This is a genomic window from Aeoliella sp. (assembly GCF_965227375.1).
In the GTDB taxonomy this organism is placed as follows: domain Bacteria; phylum Planctomycetota; class Planctomycetia; order Pirellulales; family Lacipirellulaceae; genus Aeoliella.
On the sequence record NZ_CBDDFX010000002.1, the window covers coordinates 2,539,155 to 2,554,273 of the forward strand.

At 60.2% G+C, this 15,119-nt stretch carries 10 protein-coding genes; 9 read left to right on the plus strand and 1 reads right to left on the minus strand.

Annotated elements, in window-relative coordinates:
- Positions 1–8 precede the first annotated feature (8 nt).
- Entirely contained in the window at positions 9–3,158 is a 3,150-nt protein-coding gene (locus ACQK2L_RS23000; protein ID WP_425399394.1) for a LamG-like jellyroll fold domain-containing protein, read from the minus strand.
- 380 nt (positions 3,159–3,538) lie between these two features.
- Here ACQK2L_RS23000 and ACQK2L_RS23005 point away from each other — a divergent pair, with 380 nt between their 5' ends.
- The 9 genes from ACQK2L_RS23005 (at position 3,539) to ACQK2L_RS23045 (ending at position 15,118) form a co-directional block, all read left to right on the plus strand.
- Entirely contained in the window at positions 3,539–4,930 is a 1,392-nt protein-coding gene (locus ACQK2L_RS23005; protein ID WP_425399395.1) for a glycoside hydrolase family 28 protein, read from the plus strand.
- Positions 4,931–5,178: 248 nt separating this feature from the next.
- Positions 5,179–6,525 carry a hypothetical protein gene (locus tag ACQK2L_RS23010; protein WP_425399396.1) on the plus strand — a complete coding sequence of 449 codons (1,347 nt, stop codon included), beginning with the start codon at positions 5,179–5,181 and terminating at the stop codon, positions 6,523–6,525.
- 5 nt (positions 6,526–6,530) lie between these two features.
- Positions 6,531–7,811 carry a tagaturonate epimerase family protein gene (locus ACQK2L_RS23015; RefSeq protein WP_425399397.1) on the plus strand — a complete coding sequence of 427 codons (1,281 nt, stop codon included), beginning with the start codon at positions 6,531–6,533 and terminating at the stop codon, positions 7,809–7,811.
- Complete coding sequence (locus ACQK2L_RS23020; protein WP_425399398.1) at positions 7,811–9,727, plus strand: pectinesterase family protein; 1,917 nt, start codon at positions 7,811–7,813, stop codon at positions 9,725–9,727. Before ACQK2L_RS23015 ends, ACQK2L_RS23020 begins: the two co-directional genes overlap by 1 nt.
- Positions 9,728–9,847: 120 nt before the next feature.
- Positions 9,848–10,864: a TRAP transporter substrate-binding protein gene (locus tag ACQK2L_RS23025; RefSeq protein ID WP_425399399.1), complete on the plus strand. Its 1,017-nt coding sequence runs from the start codon at positions 9,848–9,850 to the stop codon at positions 10,862–10,864.
- On the plus strand, positions 10,861–11,403 hold the full coding sequence (locus ACQK2L_RS23030; protein ID WP_425399400.1) for a TRAP transporter small permease: 543 nt from the start codon (positions 10,861–10,863) through the stop codon (positions 11,401–11,403). The genes ACQK2L_RS23025 and ACQK2L_RS23030 overlap by 4 nt, the downstream gene beginning before the upstream one ends.
- Positions 11,404–11,409: 6 nt before the next feature.
- Positions 11,410–12,714: a TRAP transporter large permease gene (locus ACQK2L_RS23035; protein ID WP_425399401.1), complete on the plus strand. Its 1,305-nt coding sequence runs from the start codon at positions 11,410–11,412 to the stop codon at positions 12,712–12,714.
- A gap of 196 nt (positions 12,715–12,910) precedes the next feature.
- On the plus strand, positions 12,911–14,071 hold the full coding sequence (locus ACQK2L_RS23040) for a substrate-binding domain-containing protein (RefSeq protein WP_425399402.1): 1,161 nt from the start codon (positions 12,911–12,913) through the stop codon (positions 14,069–14,071).
- Positions 14,072–14,095: 24 nt separating this feature from the next.
- Positions 14,096–15,118: an aldo/keto reductase gene (locus ACQK2L_RS23045; protein WP_425399403.1), complete on the plus strand. Its 1,023-nt coding sequence runs from the start codon at positions 14,096–14,098 to the stop codon at positions 15,116–15,118.
- The last annotated feature ends 1 nt before the right edge of the window (position 15,119 follow it).

Here is a 15,119-nt window from a genome sequence, read left to right on the forward strand (position 1 = left end):
CTAGAAAATCACCGCCGATAGAAGAGTCCCGCGATGCAGCCGAGTAATGCAGTGCAAACGGCAGTCGGCTCGGGTACCCGCTGTGCTGCACTGAGTGCACTGGAAATCTCGGGCGTCGTGGCGCCAACGCGCTCGACCCAGAAGAAGTAGTCCGCGATGTCCACAATGCCTGGCGAGACTTCTTCGTTCGCCAGCGTAGTACCGCCCAGACTGTTCCGCCACACGGCGTAGTCCGCCAGACTAACCACACCATCGTTGTTGTAGTCGCCTTGCACATCGGTGGCGCCGACATAGATTCCCTGCTGGAAATTGTTGAGTACCTCGCCGGTGGTCAATACGCCGGTGTGAACTCGAACATCGGCAATGTAACCACTCCACGGATCGGTGACTCCGTCGCGAGCGCCGCCTACAGTGATCAGCCTGTGGGTGGTGTCCAAATCAGAACCACTGCTGTTCGCGTCCACCGTGTCGAACGTGCTGTTGAGCCTGCCATCGATGTAGCCGCGAACCAGGTCGCCGTCGTAGGTCCAGGCGAGGTGCTTCCAGCTACCCGTGTTTACCGAACCGGAACTCCAACCGCCATCGTTGTTCCAACCGGAGAACATGCCGTTGGATTGCGATGTGTAGCGAAAGCTGCTGAGTTGGTCGTTACCGCTCTCGCCCCACGACACCGCGGTGGCGCTGCCCGATGTGCTGCTGAGGTACACCCAGGCTTCGACGCTGCGGGTGTTGTTGCCTTCAATAGACGAAGGGGTCTGCGACTGCGAAATCACCGCATCCCCAATGTCGAGCGGCACGTAAAGTGCCTTGGGAACGCCCGCGGCGCTGGCGACGTTCAGGCTACCACCACCTACCGTGCCGAAGTTGCCCACCGAAGCGCCCGAAGTCGCGAGGTTGGTCCAAGTGGTCGCGGCCGAGTCGAGGTCCCGCGCCCGCAAGTCGACCACCAGATCGCCAGCGGTAATCACCGCCGCACTGGCATTCGAAAGCGAAGCGCAGGCTGCCACTAACACGATCGCTACGCCAAACATGCGGCAGCGACGCACGACTGGCACCGCGATCAACGCGAGGGCCACAATCCAAACCGTGGCGGGCTCGGGAACGTTCACTCCCGATGCCGCCGACCCGTTGGCCACGAGCCACAGCGAATTGCCAATGGTCTCCGTGCTAAATCCCGGCGTGATGGAGTCGAAGTCGCCGACCAGCGACACGGCCGAGAGGATCTCCCAACTTGCGCTGCCGGTGATCTCGAAACCGCCGACAAGTTCCACCTCCAAGTGCCCACCCAGTTCGACAGCGCCAGAAACACCGTAACTATCCGAGAGGCCAATGCCAGCCAAATCGATGGCCAACCCGCCGGACATGATATTCAAGTCGCCTTGGATGGTCGTGGTGCTCGCTCCGCCATCGGCTGTGTGGAGCGTGCCGCCCGCGATCTGCAGGTCGGCGTTGATTTGGTCGGCGGACAGCGTTCCGCCAGTGAACAGAAACTGGCCGTCGTCCTCCACCACCAGCAGCGGAGTGCTGAGTGTGCCGCCATGCAACTCGTACTTTCCATTCTCGATCGTAACGGCTCCGTCGAGCACTCGCAGTTCACCACCATACTGTCGAACGCGTCCTGTGGCCGTACCGCCCACCACGAGATCGTCGGTCACTTCGAGCCAACCACTGGTGACATACAGCTTGGCATCGGACCGATCGCCGACGCGGAGCGTGCCCGCCTTCTGCCCTACCGCGTCGATAAACGCCGCACCGTCGTTCACGCCGACATCGTCCACGCGCGACGGCTCCCAACGGTTGGTCCAGCGTTTGGAATCGGCGTAGCGACCGACGCCGGAGAACTCTACCGGCCCCACCGCGGCGAACGCCGCCAAGTCGTTCAGGTACTCTTCGAGGTCGGTGTATCCGTCGAGGTCAAAATCGTTGTTGTTGGAGGCTTGATTCGGATCGGTGCCGTGCTTCTCTTCCCAGTCGTTGGGAATGCCGTCCTGGTCCGAATCGGTAGGCGTGGGCAGTCCACCGAGGGTCGGATAGCCGTTATTGCTCACTGGCAGTTGGTTCTCATGGCTCACGCGCGAACCCGTACGGTTCACGATGTTGTCGTGCACCAGTTGGTCGACTTCGTCGCGAGCCCACGGAGTGGCGCCGAATTCGGCCAGCGTGCGAGTGTAAGCCGATGCCGGGCTGCCGGATTGCCACACGTCGGGAGCATCGAACGGCGTGGTGTACCAGTTGTAAGCGCTGCTGACGATCGACTGATCGGCCATCGCTTCGGCCCGGCTGTAGGTAATCGGATCGTCAGACGAATCGCCGTCGCGATCGAGAGCGTTCTCGGCGTAGTAGAGGTCGAAATTGAAGTCGCGGCCGCCGGTCATCATCGGGCGACCGTCTGAAATGTAAGTGTTGCCGTCGAAATTCGCCCGCCAGTGCGGCGAGACGGAATTTTCCGATTGGCCCGCGATGAAACCGTTGTGGTAGTCGTACACCACGTTGTCAAGCCAATCGACCAGGTTCGCCCGCGCTTTGGGATTGCGTGTCTCGTTGTGGGCGTACACGTTGTGATGGAACGTCAGGTTGCCAGCGGCGCCGCCGTTGTCTTGGATCAGTGATCCCGCCGAGTGATCTTCCATGCCGAAGCTGACAGAACTGTACTGCAGCGTGTAATTGGTGCCGGCGACCGGCAGCGACTCGTCGTAGCTGAAGCCGGCGGAGATGTGATCGTAGATCACTCGGTTCGACTGGTTGTTGGCGCCAGCGGCGTCCACCCGGCCTGCACCCTTACCCGGCCGGAACCGCATGTGCCGCACGACGATGTCGTCGCCACCGATAGAGAACTCGGCGTTTCGCACGCCAATTCCGCCAGGAGCCGTCTGGCCGGCGATGGTGATCTTGTCGCGGGTAACGCCCAGTTCGCTGTTGAGGTGAATCCAACCACCCACGTCGAACACGATCGTCCGCCCGCCGCTCGGCGCGTTCTGAATGCCGTATCGCAACGAGCCCGAACCGCTGTCGTTCAGATTGGTAACGTGGTACACATCGCCACCACGCCCACCTTGCGATGTCGCGCCGAAACCCTCCGCCTGGGGAAACGCCTTGACCTGGGCAAACGCCGGCGACGACGCCAGCAACAGAACGAGCGCCAGTCCAAGGGCACCCATGCCACCTGTTTTAGGACAATTTGAATCTCTAGTTTTCGGTTCCATCTGCATTACAACGCGTCTCGAGTGCATTCTCTGTAATCTCTCAGTCTGTTCTTCGGCGCAACCGCCCGCAAGCAGTTTGCCCCTGGAAACAAAGGCTTTGCGGAAGATGACAGCGCGTTTGCAGGCAGCGGAGATTGGGCGACCGTAATTGCCGCAGTGGCCGTCTGCTACGACCCGAACAACAACAACTCCACGCACCCAGAGTGGCTATGGCTCACGGCGCGCAGGTCGATTAAGTTCAAACGAGTGTCGCCTGCCAGATACGAATGCCATCGTCGCACGCGACCACGCATTTTACGCCGATTGCCTCCTTGTCCCGCTTATCCGAGCAAGTCATGAAAATACTCCCCGCATGCTTTGCCGCCCTGCTCTTGGCGTGCATTACCAACTCCTCGCCTGCCGACGATGCGGCCATCGGCTGGCATTCGGTCGATGGCATTGTGCAGCGCATTGGCACCCCGCAGTTTCCCGACCGGGAGTTCAACGTGGTGGACTTCGGCGCCAAGGGCGATGGCACCACCAACAGTCAGCCAGCCATTCGCGATGCCATTGAGGCCTGTCACCAGGCGGGTGGCGGACGCGTGCTGGTTCCGGCCGGCGATTATCGCGTCGATGGTCCGGTGCGACTGAAGAGCAACGTCAACCTGCACCTCGAAGCCGACTGCACGCTGCGGTTCAGCACCCGCGCTAGCGACTACTTGCCGGTGGTGTTCACTCGCTTCGAAGGCACCGAATTGATGAACTACTCGCCGCTGGTCTATGCCTTCGAAGAGACGAATATCGCCATCACTGGCGCCGGCGTGATCGACGGTCAGGCGGGACACGACAATTGGTGGAAATGGAAAGGCGCATGGGACGGCACGCCCGATATCGGCTGGAAAGAGGGCGATCCCGACCAAACCAGTGCGATAGATATCCTCCGTTCGCAGGCCGATAAGAACGTTCCGGCCGAGCAGCGGGTGTACGGCGAGGGCTCGCTGCTCCGCAGCAGTTTCGTTCAGCCTTATCGCTGCAAAAACGTGCTGATCGAGGGAATCACCGTGCGCAATTCGCCCATGTGGTGCGTCCATCCCGTGCTGTGCGAGAACGTCGTGGTGCGTGGCGTTACCGTCGATAGTCACGGGCCCAACAACGACGGCTGCAACCCCGAGTCGTGCCGCTACGTGCTGATCGAAGACTGCACGTTCGACACCGGCGACGACTGCATCGCTATCAAGTCAGGACGCAATACCGATGGTCGTCGACTCAATCGGCCGAGTGAGTACTACGTGATTCGCAATTGCACGATGCGCGACGGGCATGGAGGCGTGGTGCTGGGGAGCGAGATGAGCGGAGGCGTCCGCAACATCTTTGTCGAAGACTGCCAGATGGACAGCCCCAACCTCGAACGGGCGATCCGACTGAAGTCGAACTCGAACCGCGGCGGTTACCTGGAGAACCTCTTTGTCCGCAACGTCACGGTGGGGCAAGTGAGCGACGCCGTGCTGCGCGTCAACTTGTACTACGCCCACGAAACGGGCGATTACCCACCAACCGTACGCAACATCTACATCGAGAACCTCACTTCCCAAAAGTCGCGTTACGCGTTCTACTTCCGCGGTCTGAAAGAACACCCGATCGAGTCGATCACGATTCGCAACTGTACGTTTGCGGGAGCGGAGAAGCCCAGCGTCATCGAACATGTTCAACAACTCACCATGGAGAACGTCACGTTTCCGCTGGAGTAGGGTTTACTGCATCGTGGATTAATGCGGTATGGCGCTCCCCGAATAGAGCTCGGAATTGAATGCGGAAAAGGAACCACCCATTGCAAGATTGCATCGTTGAAGCATTTTGAGTCGGGTCCTAGTATGGAAAACATCGGCACATAGTTGCAGCTTGCAACTTGCATTAACACTTAGACGCTTTTCTCTCCACACGCATGTGGATCAGATTCATGGAATCTGGAATCGGATCAACGAACACTCCTCACGCTGTGAAGCGTTCGACTTCGCTGCGCGTCGACCCTAGCCACACCCCAACGGATCGCCAAACCGAACTGGCGCGCATCGTCCACTCGACGGTGCACTCCACACCGGTGTGGGATCTGCATACCCATCTTTACCCGACTGGCTTTGGCTCGCCGGTTCCGACGGTAAGCGACTCGGTCGATCCTCAGGGGCTTTCCCTGTGGGGCATCGACGAGCTGCTCACCTACCACTACCTGGTGGCCGAAGTGTACCGCGTCGTGCCTGCCACACGTTTGCCGTACGAACAGTTCTGGCGGATGAGCAAGTCGGAGCAGGCGGACCATATCTGGAAGAACCTGTTCGTCGACCGCACTCCGCTGAGCGAAGCTTGCCGTGGCGTGCTAACGACGCTGTCGCTTCTAGGGCTGGACCCCAATGAGCGCAATCTGGACAACCATCGCAAGTGGTTCGCCGAGCAATCGCTCGATAGCCACATCGACCGCGTGATGGACACCGCCCGGGTGTCTCGTATCACCATGACCAACGCGGTGTTCGACGACAACGAGCGCGAACGTTGGCTGGCGACCCCTTCGGCGGGAGCCGATGCTCGCTTCGAGGCGGTGCTGCGATTCGATCCACTGCTGCGCGACTGGCACTCGGCGGGTCCCAAGCTTCGCGAGTGGGGTTACGAGGTCGATCAAGATCTCGACGACAAGACAATCGGCGAGATTCGCCGCTTCCTGCGCGACTGGATCGGCAGGATGAACGCCATTTACTGCGCTGTGAGCCTTCCGCCCAGCTTCCGTTACCGCGGCGCCGAAGATCGCTCGCCCGGCAGCACGGTGTTTCGCGAAGCAGTGCTGCCGACCTTGGCCGAAGCCGGTTTGCCGATGGCCATGATGATCGGCTCCCGCCTGCAAGTGAATCCATCGCTGAAAGACGGCGGCGACACGGTCGAAAATTCCGACGTCGCCTCGGTGGTGCAGCTTTGCAGCGACTTCCCCGACAATCGTTTCCTTTGCACCATGCTAGCCAGAGAGAACCAGCACGAGTTGGCCGTGGCCGCGCGCAAGTTCGGCAACCTGATGGTCTTCGGATGCTGGTGGTTCTTGAACAATCCCTCGCTGGTCGAAGAGATCACGCGAATGCGATTGGAGCTGCTTGGCACCACGTTCGTCCCCCAACACTCCGATGCCCGGGTGCTGGATCAGTTGATTTACAAATGGGACCACAGCCGCAGCATCATCGCCAAAGTGTTGGCGGATAAATACGCAGATGTCGAAGCCACAGGCCGACGCGTAAGTGAGACCGACATCCAACGGGACGTGCAGCACTTGCTTCATGGTGCATTTGCCGACTTCCTAACACCTTGAAATCAATGCCTGACTCATCTACCCAACAGGCCACCATGTCGCCTGTACCGCTTGGATTAGAACCCACTTTTGGATTTGGCGATCGACTCGGAACCGCCACCGCAGGGCACCTTGCGTCCTTGAGAGAAGCTGGTGGGGCAATCCGTGGGATCTTCGCACAGCAGTCGATTCGCGAGATGACTCGCACCAATCGCACTCCGGACGAAGTGATGTCCTGTGCAGTGGGCGCACTTGAAGCCAACGCGTTCAGCGACCCTTGGGGCGCCGACGCCGATCACCTGAAGACCGAAGACGATGTCCGCAGCATGATGGCCGCCGGATTCGTGTTCTTTACGCTCGATCCCTCGGGCGACGTAGATCAGGAAGCCGACAACTACGACACCGCGCAACTGGCGGAGCGATTCGAGGCTTGCCGCGACTTCGCCCCTTGGTACGACTCCTACCTCGGCCAAACGATCCAGCTCGATTCGACCACCATCGACTTCAACCAGGACACCCTGAGCCGGGCGGCGGTGAAGTACGGCAAGTCGATCCAGGCGGCGGTGAAGCTTGCCAGGTTCGTAGAGTCCGAAGCGCAGCGTCTCGGCAAGTCGTTCGAGTTGGAACTCAGCGTCGACGAAACCGCCCAGCCAACCACACCCGCGGAGCACTACCTGATCGCCGATCAGTTTCGTCAGGCAGGCGTGAAACTCATCAGCCTGGCTCCTCGTTTCGTTGGCGACTTCGAGAAGGGTGTCGACTTCAAGGGCGATTTGCAACAGCTCGAAGCATCGCTTCGTGTGCACGCCGAAATTGCCGAGCGAATGGGCCCCTACAAGCTGTCGTTGCACTCGGGTTCCGACAAACTCGCTATGTACCCGCTGCTCGCTCGCACCACGAGCGGGCGGTTCCACGTCAAAACGGCAGGCACAAGCTACCTGGAAGCCTTGCGCGTCGCTGCACACAAGGACCCCAGTTTCTTCCGCGAGATTATCGACTTCTCCCGCGCCCGTTACGACGTGGACAAAGCCACGTATCACGTGTCCGCCGAAGTGAGCGAGTTGCCGGAGACTTCGCAGTTGAGCGACACCGATGCCGAAGTGGTTTACCTGGAGCGGTGGAGCGATGTCCCGACAGGTAGAGGATTCACCCAGCCCGGCCGCCAGGTGCTGCACTGCACGTTTGGCTCCGTGGTCACGGACCCGAATCTCGGCCCGCGGTTGAAGGACCTGCTGGCATCGCATGCGGAAGTCTACACCGAGGTCCTGCGTGACCACTTTGTGCGGCATCTGCAGGCGCTTCGTTGATGGATCACGCTCTCGCCACGCTCCGGTTATCCGCGTTCGCCGTGGTCCTGTGCCAACTCGGCGCCGCCGTGGCCAATGAGCCAGCCGATTTGCTCGTCGCGGCCGACGGATCGGGCGACTTTACTTCCATCCAGGCGGCGCTCGACTCGATTCCGGTTGGCAACGATCGCCGCGTTGTGATCCACATCGCGCCCGGGCAGTACAACGAGCGAGTTCGCGTCGATCACCGTTTCGTCACGCTCCGTGGCAGCGGCCCTGATCAAACCAAGCTCAGGTACTTCTTTCCGCGGGAAGATTACCATCGTCGCTACGACCGGTTCGGACCGGCAGTGCTCAACGTGTTCGGCGAAGACGTCATCGTGCAACAGATGACCATCGAGAATACGCAAACCGAGACAGACGTGCACGCGTTTGCTATCTACGGCCAGCCCCAGCGTTTCATTCTGGACAGCTGCCACGTGCTGAGCGAGGGAGGCGACACGGTCTCGCTGTGGAACACTTCTTACGGCATGTACTACCACCGCAATTGCCTGTTTCGCGGTGGGGTCGACTTCGTCTGCCCGCGAGGCTGGTGCTACGTGAGCGACTCGCGCTTCGAGTCGACCAACGGGAGCGCCGCGATCTGGCAGGACGGACACATGGACCTCGACATGAAGTTCGTCCTCCGCAACTGCGAATTCGCGGGACCTGAGGATTTTTCGCTCGGTCGCAATCACTACCCTTCGAAGTTTTATCTGCTCGATTGCCGCTTCGATGAGTCGATGGCCGACAAGCCCATAGAGGTCGTAAGTCAGCCGAAACAGTACTACGCACCTGAAGTCTACCAGCGGAAGTACTTCAGCAACTGCCACCGCGAAGGAGGCGACTACGCGTGGCATGCCGACAACCTGCAAACGGCCCCCGGCACACCTTCCGCCGACCAGATCACCCCCGCTTGGACGTTCGACGGACAATGGGATCCCCAGCGCAGCGACTCGCCAACGGTCGCCGCCGTGGAGTCGGAGGGCGACGAAGTGCATGTCTACTTCTCCGAACCCGTCGCGTGCAAGGTCACGATTTCGGTCGTTCGAGAAGACGGCACCCTCGCTCCGCTATTTCGCGGCATGGGTACCTCGCACCTGGTGTTCAAAGGTGGCACTGCTTCCTCGGCAGCTGCACGGCTGCAAACCTCCGGCGCGGCGATCCACGCGGTTACGGCCACGATAACTCCACGCTACGTCGAATCAACGGACCTACCAGGGTCGTCACCTCGGCAGAACCACAAAGTGCTCCTGGTCGGAGACTCGACCGTTGCCACTTATGAGGCTAACAACACTTCGCAAGGATGGGGAGCCACCTTCGGCCAGATGTTCGACGACCGGGTCGAAGTGTTAAACCACGCGCGCGGTGGGCGAAGCTCGAAGAGCTTCCGCGACGAAGGCCTCTGGGACATTGCCCTGGCGACAGAGCCCGATTTTGTATTCATCCAGTTCGGCCACAACGATAACCCAGGCAAAGGACCGGAGCGGTATACCGATCCAGCCGAAGGGGGAGAGTATCGCGCGAACCTACGGCGGTACGTTCGCGAAGCGCGCGAGGCGGGTGCCGTGCCGATCCTCGTGAGCCCTCCGACTAGGCGGCGATACCTTCCCGACGGGCAGATCGATCCTCAGGAAGGCAACACCCCGTACGCCGAGGCGGCCAAAGCAGTCGCACTCGAAACGGATTGTGCGTTTGTCGACCTGAACGCCGAAACCCGCCAGCTATTCAACCGGCTGGAAGAGAGCCACAGCCATTGGATTCAGCCGCTCGGCGACCGAACGCACTTTTCGCCGCGGGGCAGTCGTCGCATCGCACAAATCGTGGCGGCTGGCATCCAACATCAAGTTGAACCATTAGGTCGTTTCATCATCCAAGAGCAACTCGTTCGGCCGTGACATGGGGCGCATTCGGCCGATGGCGGGCCATCCCCAGTGCACCTACCTTCGGCTGCTAAGGGTAGCTATACTGAGATCCTCTTCCTGAAGCGCGGCCGGAGTGAATAACCGCAGGTGACCATGAGCAAGACTGTCTCGCTACTGCTAGTCGGCTGTGCTGCTTGCCTCTTGATCGCCGTATCAGCGGTTTCGTTCGTCGCGGGCGCCTCGACCACTCCCACCGATACCGTGGAGTTGAAGTTAGGCCACTCATTGGATCAAACTCATCCCGTGCACCTGGCGATGGAGTTTATGAAGGAGCGTCTGGCCGAGAAATCCTCTGGCACAATGATCCTCGAGATTCGACCCAATGGCCAGCTAGGAGCGGAAACCGAATGCGTGAGCCTTGTGCAGCGTGGCGTACTCGGCATGACCAAGGTCTCTGCAGCGCCGCTGGAGAATTTCGTTCCCGACATGGCAGTGTTCGGCATTCCTTACCTGTTCGAAGACGAAGAGCATTTCTGGCGAGTTCTTCATAGCCAGCTCGGCCGCGAACTGCTCGAAGCGGGCGCGGAAAAAGGCCTGCGAGGGCTTTGCTATTACGACGCCGGAGCACGAAGTTTTTACACCATTTCGCAGCCCGTGATGAAGCCCGAAGACCTGCAGGGGCTGTCGATCCGTGTGCAAGAGAGCCCCACTTCGATCGCTATGATCGAAGCCCTGGGTGGCTCGCCCACGCCAGTTGACTTCGGCGAACTCTACACGGCGTTGCAGCAAGCAGTCGTCGACGGAGCGGAGAACAACCCACCCAGCTTCTATACCAACCGGCACTTCGAAGTCTGCAAACACTTGTCGCTCGACGAGCACACGCGCACGCCCGACGTGTTGATTATCAGTGAACGATGGTGGCAGCGACTGACGCCCCAACAACAACAGTGGCTTACCGAAGCGGCCGAAGAGTCCGCGGAGTACGAACGTGAGTTGTGGAAGGAGAAAACCCAGGAAGCTCTGGCGGGCGCCAAAGAACGCGGCGTCACGATCCATCAGCCCGACCTCGAACCATTTCGACAAAGCACTTCCGAAATGGTGAAATCGTACGCAGGTACCTCGACAGGCGACCTGATCGAGAAGATTCAGGCCATGGGAGGCGAGCAATGATCCAACACTTGAAGAGCGTCGAACAGGCATTCGTTCGCGTGCTGGAATGGGCGGTGATCGTTTTGATCGTGGCCCTGGTGCTCGACGTGCTGTGGCAAGTGGCCTCTCGCTTTTTACTCGACGACCCCAGCACGTGGACGGTCGAAATGGCGCGGTACTTGATGACCTGGCTTGCCATGCTGGGCACCGCGGTAGCCTTCGCACGCCGCGAACACTTGGGACTGGACTACTTCAAGCAACAACTCCACTCCGACGCCCAGCGGCCCGTGGAGATACTCGGGCAGCTGGTGATCATCGCGTTTGCGGTGTGGGTACTCCTGGGTGGCGGCACGCGTTTAGCCACCGAAGTGTTTGCCTCGGGCGAGCTTACCCCAGCGTTGGGCGTGCCGAAGGGAGTGGTGTACCTGGCACCCCCCATCGCCGGAGCGTGCATCCTGCTGATCTCCGTGATCGAGTTGCTCGAGATGCTCACCGGCGCGAAGCCGGCCTCCGACTCGAGCCCGCAACCTGATGTCGACTCCGCCGAGGACGGCGATTGAAATAGCGTGGATACTCAACTACTCATCCTGGTCCTGACCTTCGTCGTCCTGCTGCTGATCGACGTACCGATTGCGGTGGCGTTGGCAGTGGCGGCTGCGTTGTCGCTGCAGTCGGCCGTGGGCGACGCAGCCAGCAGCGTCGTGGCGCAACGGATGACCGACGGCGTGGCCAGCTTTTCGCTGCTGGCCATCCCCTCGTTCATCCTGGCTGGCCGGCTAATGGGCGAAGGAGGCATGGCGCGCAGGCTGGTGCAATTTGCCACGGCGCTAATGGGTAACTCGCGCCGTTCGCTCACCTACGTTACGACTATCTCCTGCATGCTGTTCGGCGCCATTTCCGGTTCCGCCACCGCAGCGGTTTCCGGCGTGGGAGGAATGATCCTGCCCGAGATGAAGCGCAAGGGCTACCCGGTGCCGTTTAGCGTGACGCTCACCACGGTCTCGGCAACCACCGGCCTGATCATCCCGCCCAGCAACATCATGATCGTGTACGCCGTGGTGGCCGGCAACGTTTCGGTCGCCGCCATGTTCTTCGCAGGCGTGCTGCCGGGTATTGTGTTGGGCTTGGCCATCGCCGCGATGAGTCGGCTCATCACCCCCAAGCTTCAATTGGCCGATGTCGACGAGGGCGAATTCGACGGCATTCCGCTCGGCGAGGCGACCCTGCAAGCGTTGCCAAGTTTGCTGTTGATTGCGATCGTGCTGGGCGGAATCCTGTTTGGCGTGTTCTCTGCCACCGAAGCGGCGGCCGTTGCGGTGCTGTACGCGTTCGTGCTCGCGGTGCTCGTTTATCGCGAAATCCCCACTTCCGCCCTGCCCCGCATTTGTCTCGACTCCGGCGTCACCACCGCGGTGATCTTCTTCCTCATCGCCTCGAGCCAGGCGGTCAGTTGGATGCTGGCGTACGAGGCCATTCCACAGATGGTGAGCGAGGGACTGTTGTCGCTTACCGATAATAAGATCGCACTCCTGCTGCTGATCAACGTCTTGCTCCTGATTGTCGGAACGTTCATGGACATGACGCCTGCAGTGCTGATCTTTGCGCCAATCCTGCTGCCGATCGTCACCAGCCTGGGCATCCATCCGGTGCACTTCGGTATCATCATGATCACCAACCTGTGCATTGGGCTCTGCACCCCGCCTGTCGGCACTTGCCTGTTTGTCGGATGCGGGGTTGGCAAAACCACCATCGCGCAACTTGTTCGTCCACTGATTCCTTATCTGGCTGCGATGTGCGTTGCGCTGCTATTAATCACTTACTTGCCGGAGCTTTCGCTTTGGCTGCCGCGATTGGGTGGACTGTTGGACTAGGCGCGAAAGCCGTTTGGGATATCCACACCGAGACATTTCGGAATCGGTCACCCCGTATGCAACCACAAGGCTGCACTACGAATTACTGGTTGATACCGGCTGCCAAACATTGCACAATGCGTTCGGCATTGCCGATGAAGTCCAAGTGACTAGTATCCTATAGTCGCTATTAAACACCCAAGGTGTAGAACTTGTCGTGACAGATCGCAACCAACAGATCGCGCTAGCATTTCCGCGTGGTTCTCATCAAGAAGTATTGATCGAAGGCGTTACTCGCTTTGCTTCTGAGAACGCGCTGCGGTGGTCGTTGACGATTGCACCGGAATCCTTGCTGCTGTCGGTGCTCGACCTCGAAGGCTGGTCGGGCGACGGGGTGCTGGCGGCTTTGAACACCCCTGAGGAACTGGAGTACGCGGCCAAGCTGTCGATGCCGGTGGTGAACATCTCCAGTGCGCTAGCCGAGTCCCCGGTTCCACGAACCATGGTGGATAACTACGCGATTGGCGAACTAGCAGCCGACCACCTGTTCGCCCGCGGATTTCGGGAGTTCGCGTTCTTCGGCCTCGAAACCATTCACTATTCGCTCACTCGTTGGCGGGGCTTCAGCGAAAGCCTGGAAAAACAGGGGTGCAGTTGCTCGAAACTGCTGGCCACTCCGACCTTCCGCTTCGATGGGGCCACGTGGGTGGCGCAACACGAGCAACTCTCGAATTGGCTGGAGTCCCTTCCCCGACCGTGCGGCGTGTTCGTCGTGTCCGACTATCGTGCCTGTCAGGTTCTCGAAGCCTGCCGCGAGCAAGGCATCAGCGTGCCAGATCAGATTGCGGTGGTGGGAGTCGACGACGAGCAGGTGATCTGCGAACACGTTACGCCAACGCTCACCAGCGTCGCCCGCAACGATGCCTTGGAGGGCTACAAGGCCGCCGAGATGCTCGACATGTTGATGAAGGGCGAGGACCTGCCATCGGGCGAAGTCATCGTCCCGCCAAGCGAAGTCGTCACGCGCGACTCGACCGCGGCGTTCGCCGTGTCCGATGAGCGATTACACAAAGCGCTGGCACATCTTCACGAGCACATCCACAAACCAATCACCATCGAGGAACTCGCGGCCCATGCGGACGTGTCGCGACGGTGGCTCGAGTACGCATTCCGCGATGTGTTTCGCGAAACGCCCTATCAGTACATACGCCGTCAACGGCTGATGAAAGCCAAGCAGTTGCTGGCCGACGAGCCCAAGGCCAGCATCACGAGCGTCGCCAAGCGAACCGGCTTTGCTTCGGTCAAGCAGATGCGCATCGCCTTCCAACAGGCGTACGGCATGAGCCCCGGTGAGTTCCGCCGCTCCTTCGACAGCTAGTCCGAGCCGCGCCGGTGTGTAGTCATGCAACTTCATTTGCCAACCGTCATCTTCGGCTCCAGTGCGCTGGGCAACTTGTACGAAGCGCCCAGCGTCGAACAGAAGCTGGCGATCACTCGAGAGTGGTTGGCCTGCGGCGAGAGCCCCACGGTGATCGACTCGGCCGGCAAGTACGGTGCAGGACTCGCCCTGGAGGCAATAGGCAACAACCTGCGGGCGTTCGATGCCGATCCGGATGAAGTGCTGATCAGCAACAAACTCGGCTGGGTGCGCACCCCACTCACCACGCCCGAACCGACATTCGAACCGGGTGCATGGGTCGATATTGAGCACGACGCGGTACAGAGGATCAGCGGGCAGGGGATCCTCGACTGCTGGGAGCAAGGCCTCGAATTGCTCGGCGCGCCGTACCAGCCGCAACTCGTGTCGGTTCACGATCCCGACGAATACCTGGCTGCAGCCACCGACGACGAAGACCGCCAGCGACGCATCGAGAATCTGTTCGATGCGTACGACTCGCTGCTCGAACTTCGCGACCAAGGTGTTGTCCGGGCGGTGGGCGTAGGTTCCAAAGACTGGCGCGTCGCGCAACTGGTCGCCCAGCGTGTGTCGCTCGACTGGGTGATGCTGGCTAACAGCTTGACCATCTACACGCATCCCCAAGAGCTGCTCGACTGGATCGCCACGCTTCACGATCAGAACACCTCGATCATTAATTCGGCCGTGTTCAACGCCGGCTTCCTGGTGGGAGGGCGGTTCTTCGACTATCGCGTCCCCTCTCCCGAAGCGCCTGCCGACCAACCGCTGTTCGCGTGGCGAGCGTCATTCCTCCAACTTTGCCAGCAGCATTCGGTAGTTCCGGCGGCGGCCTGCGTGCAGTTCGCCCTTTCCCCGCCTCAAGTTGCTTCCGTGGCACTCAATACAAGTCGCCCTGAACGAGTCGCTGATTGTGTTGAGTTGGGCCGCACACGAGTGCCCAACGAATTCTGGATCGACGCAAAGACAACTGGTTTAATCGCCGACGACTACCCTTACCTGCCTAGCTAGT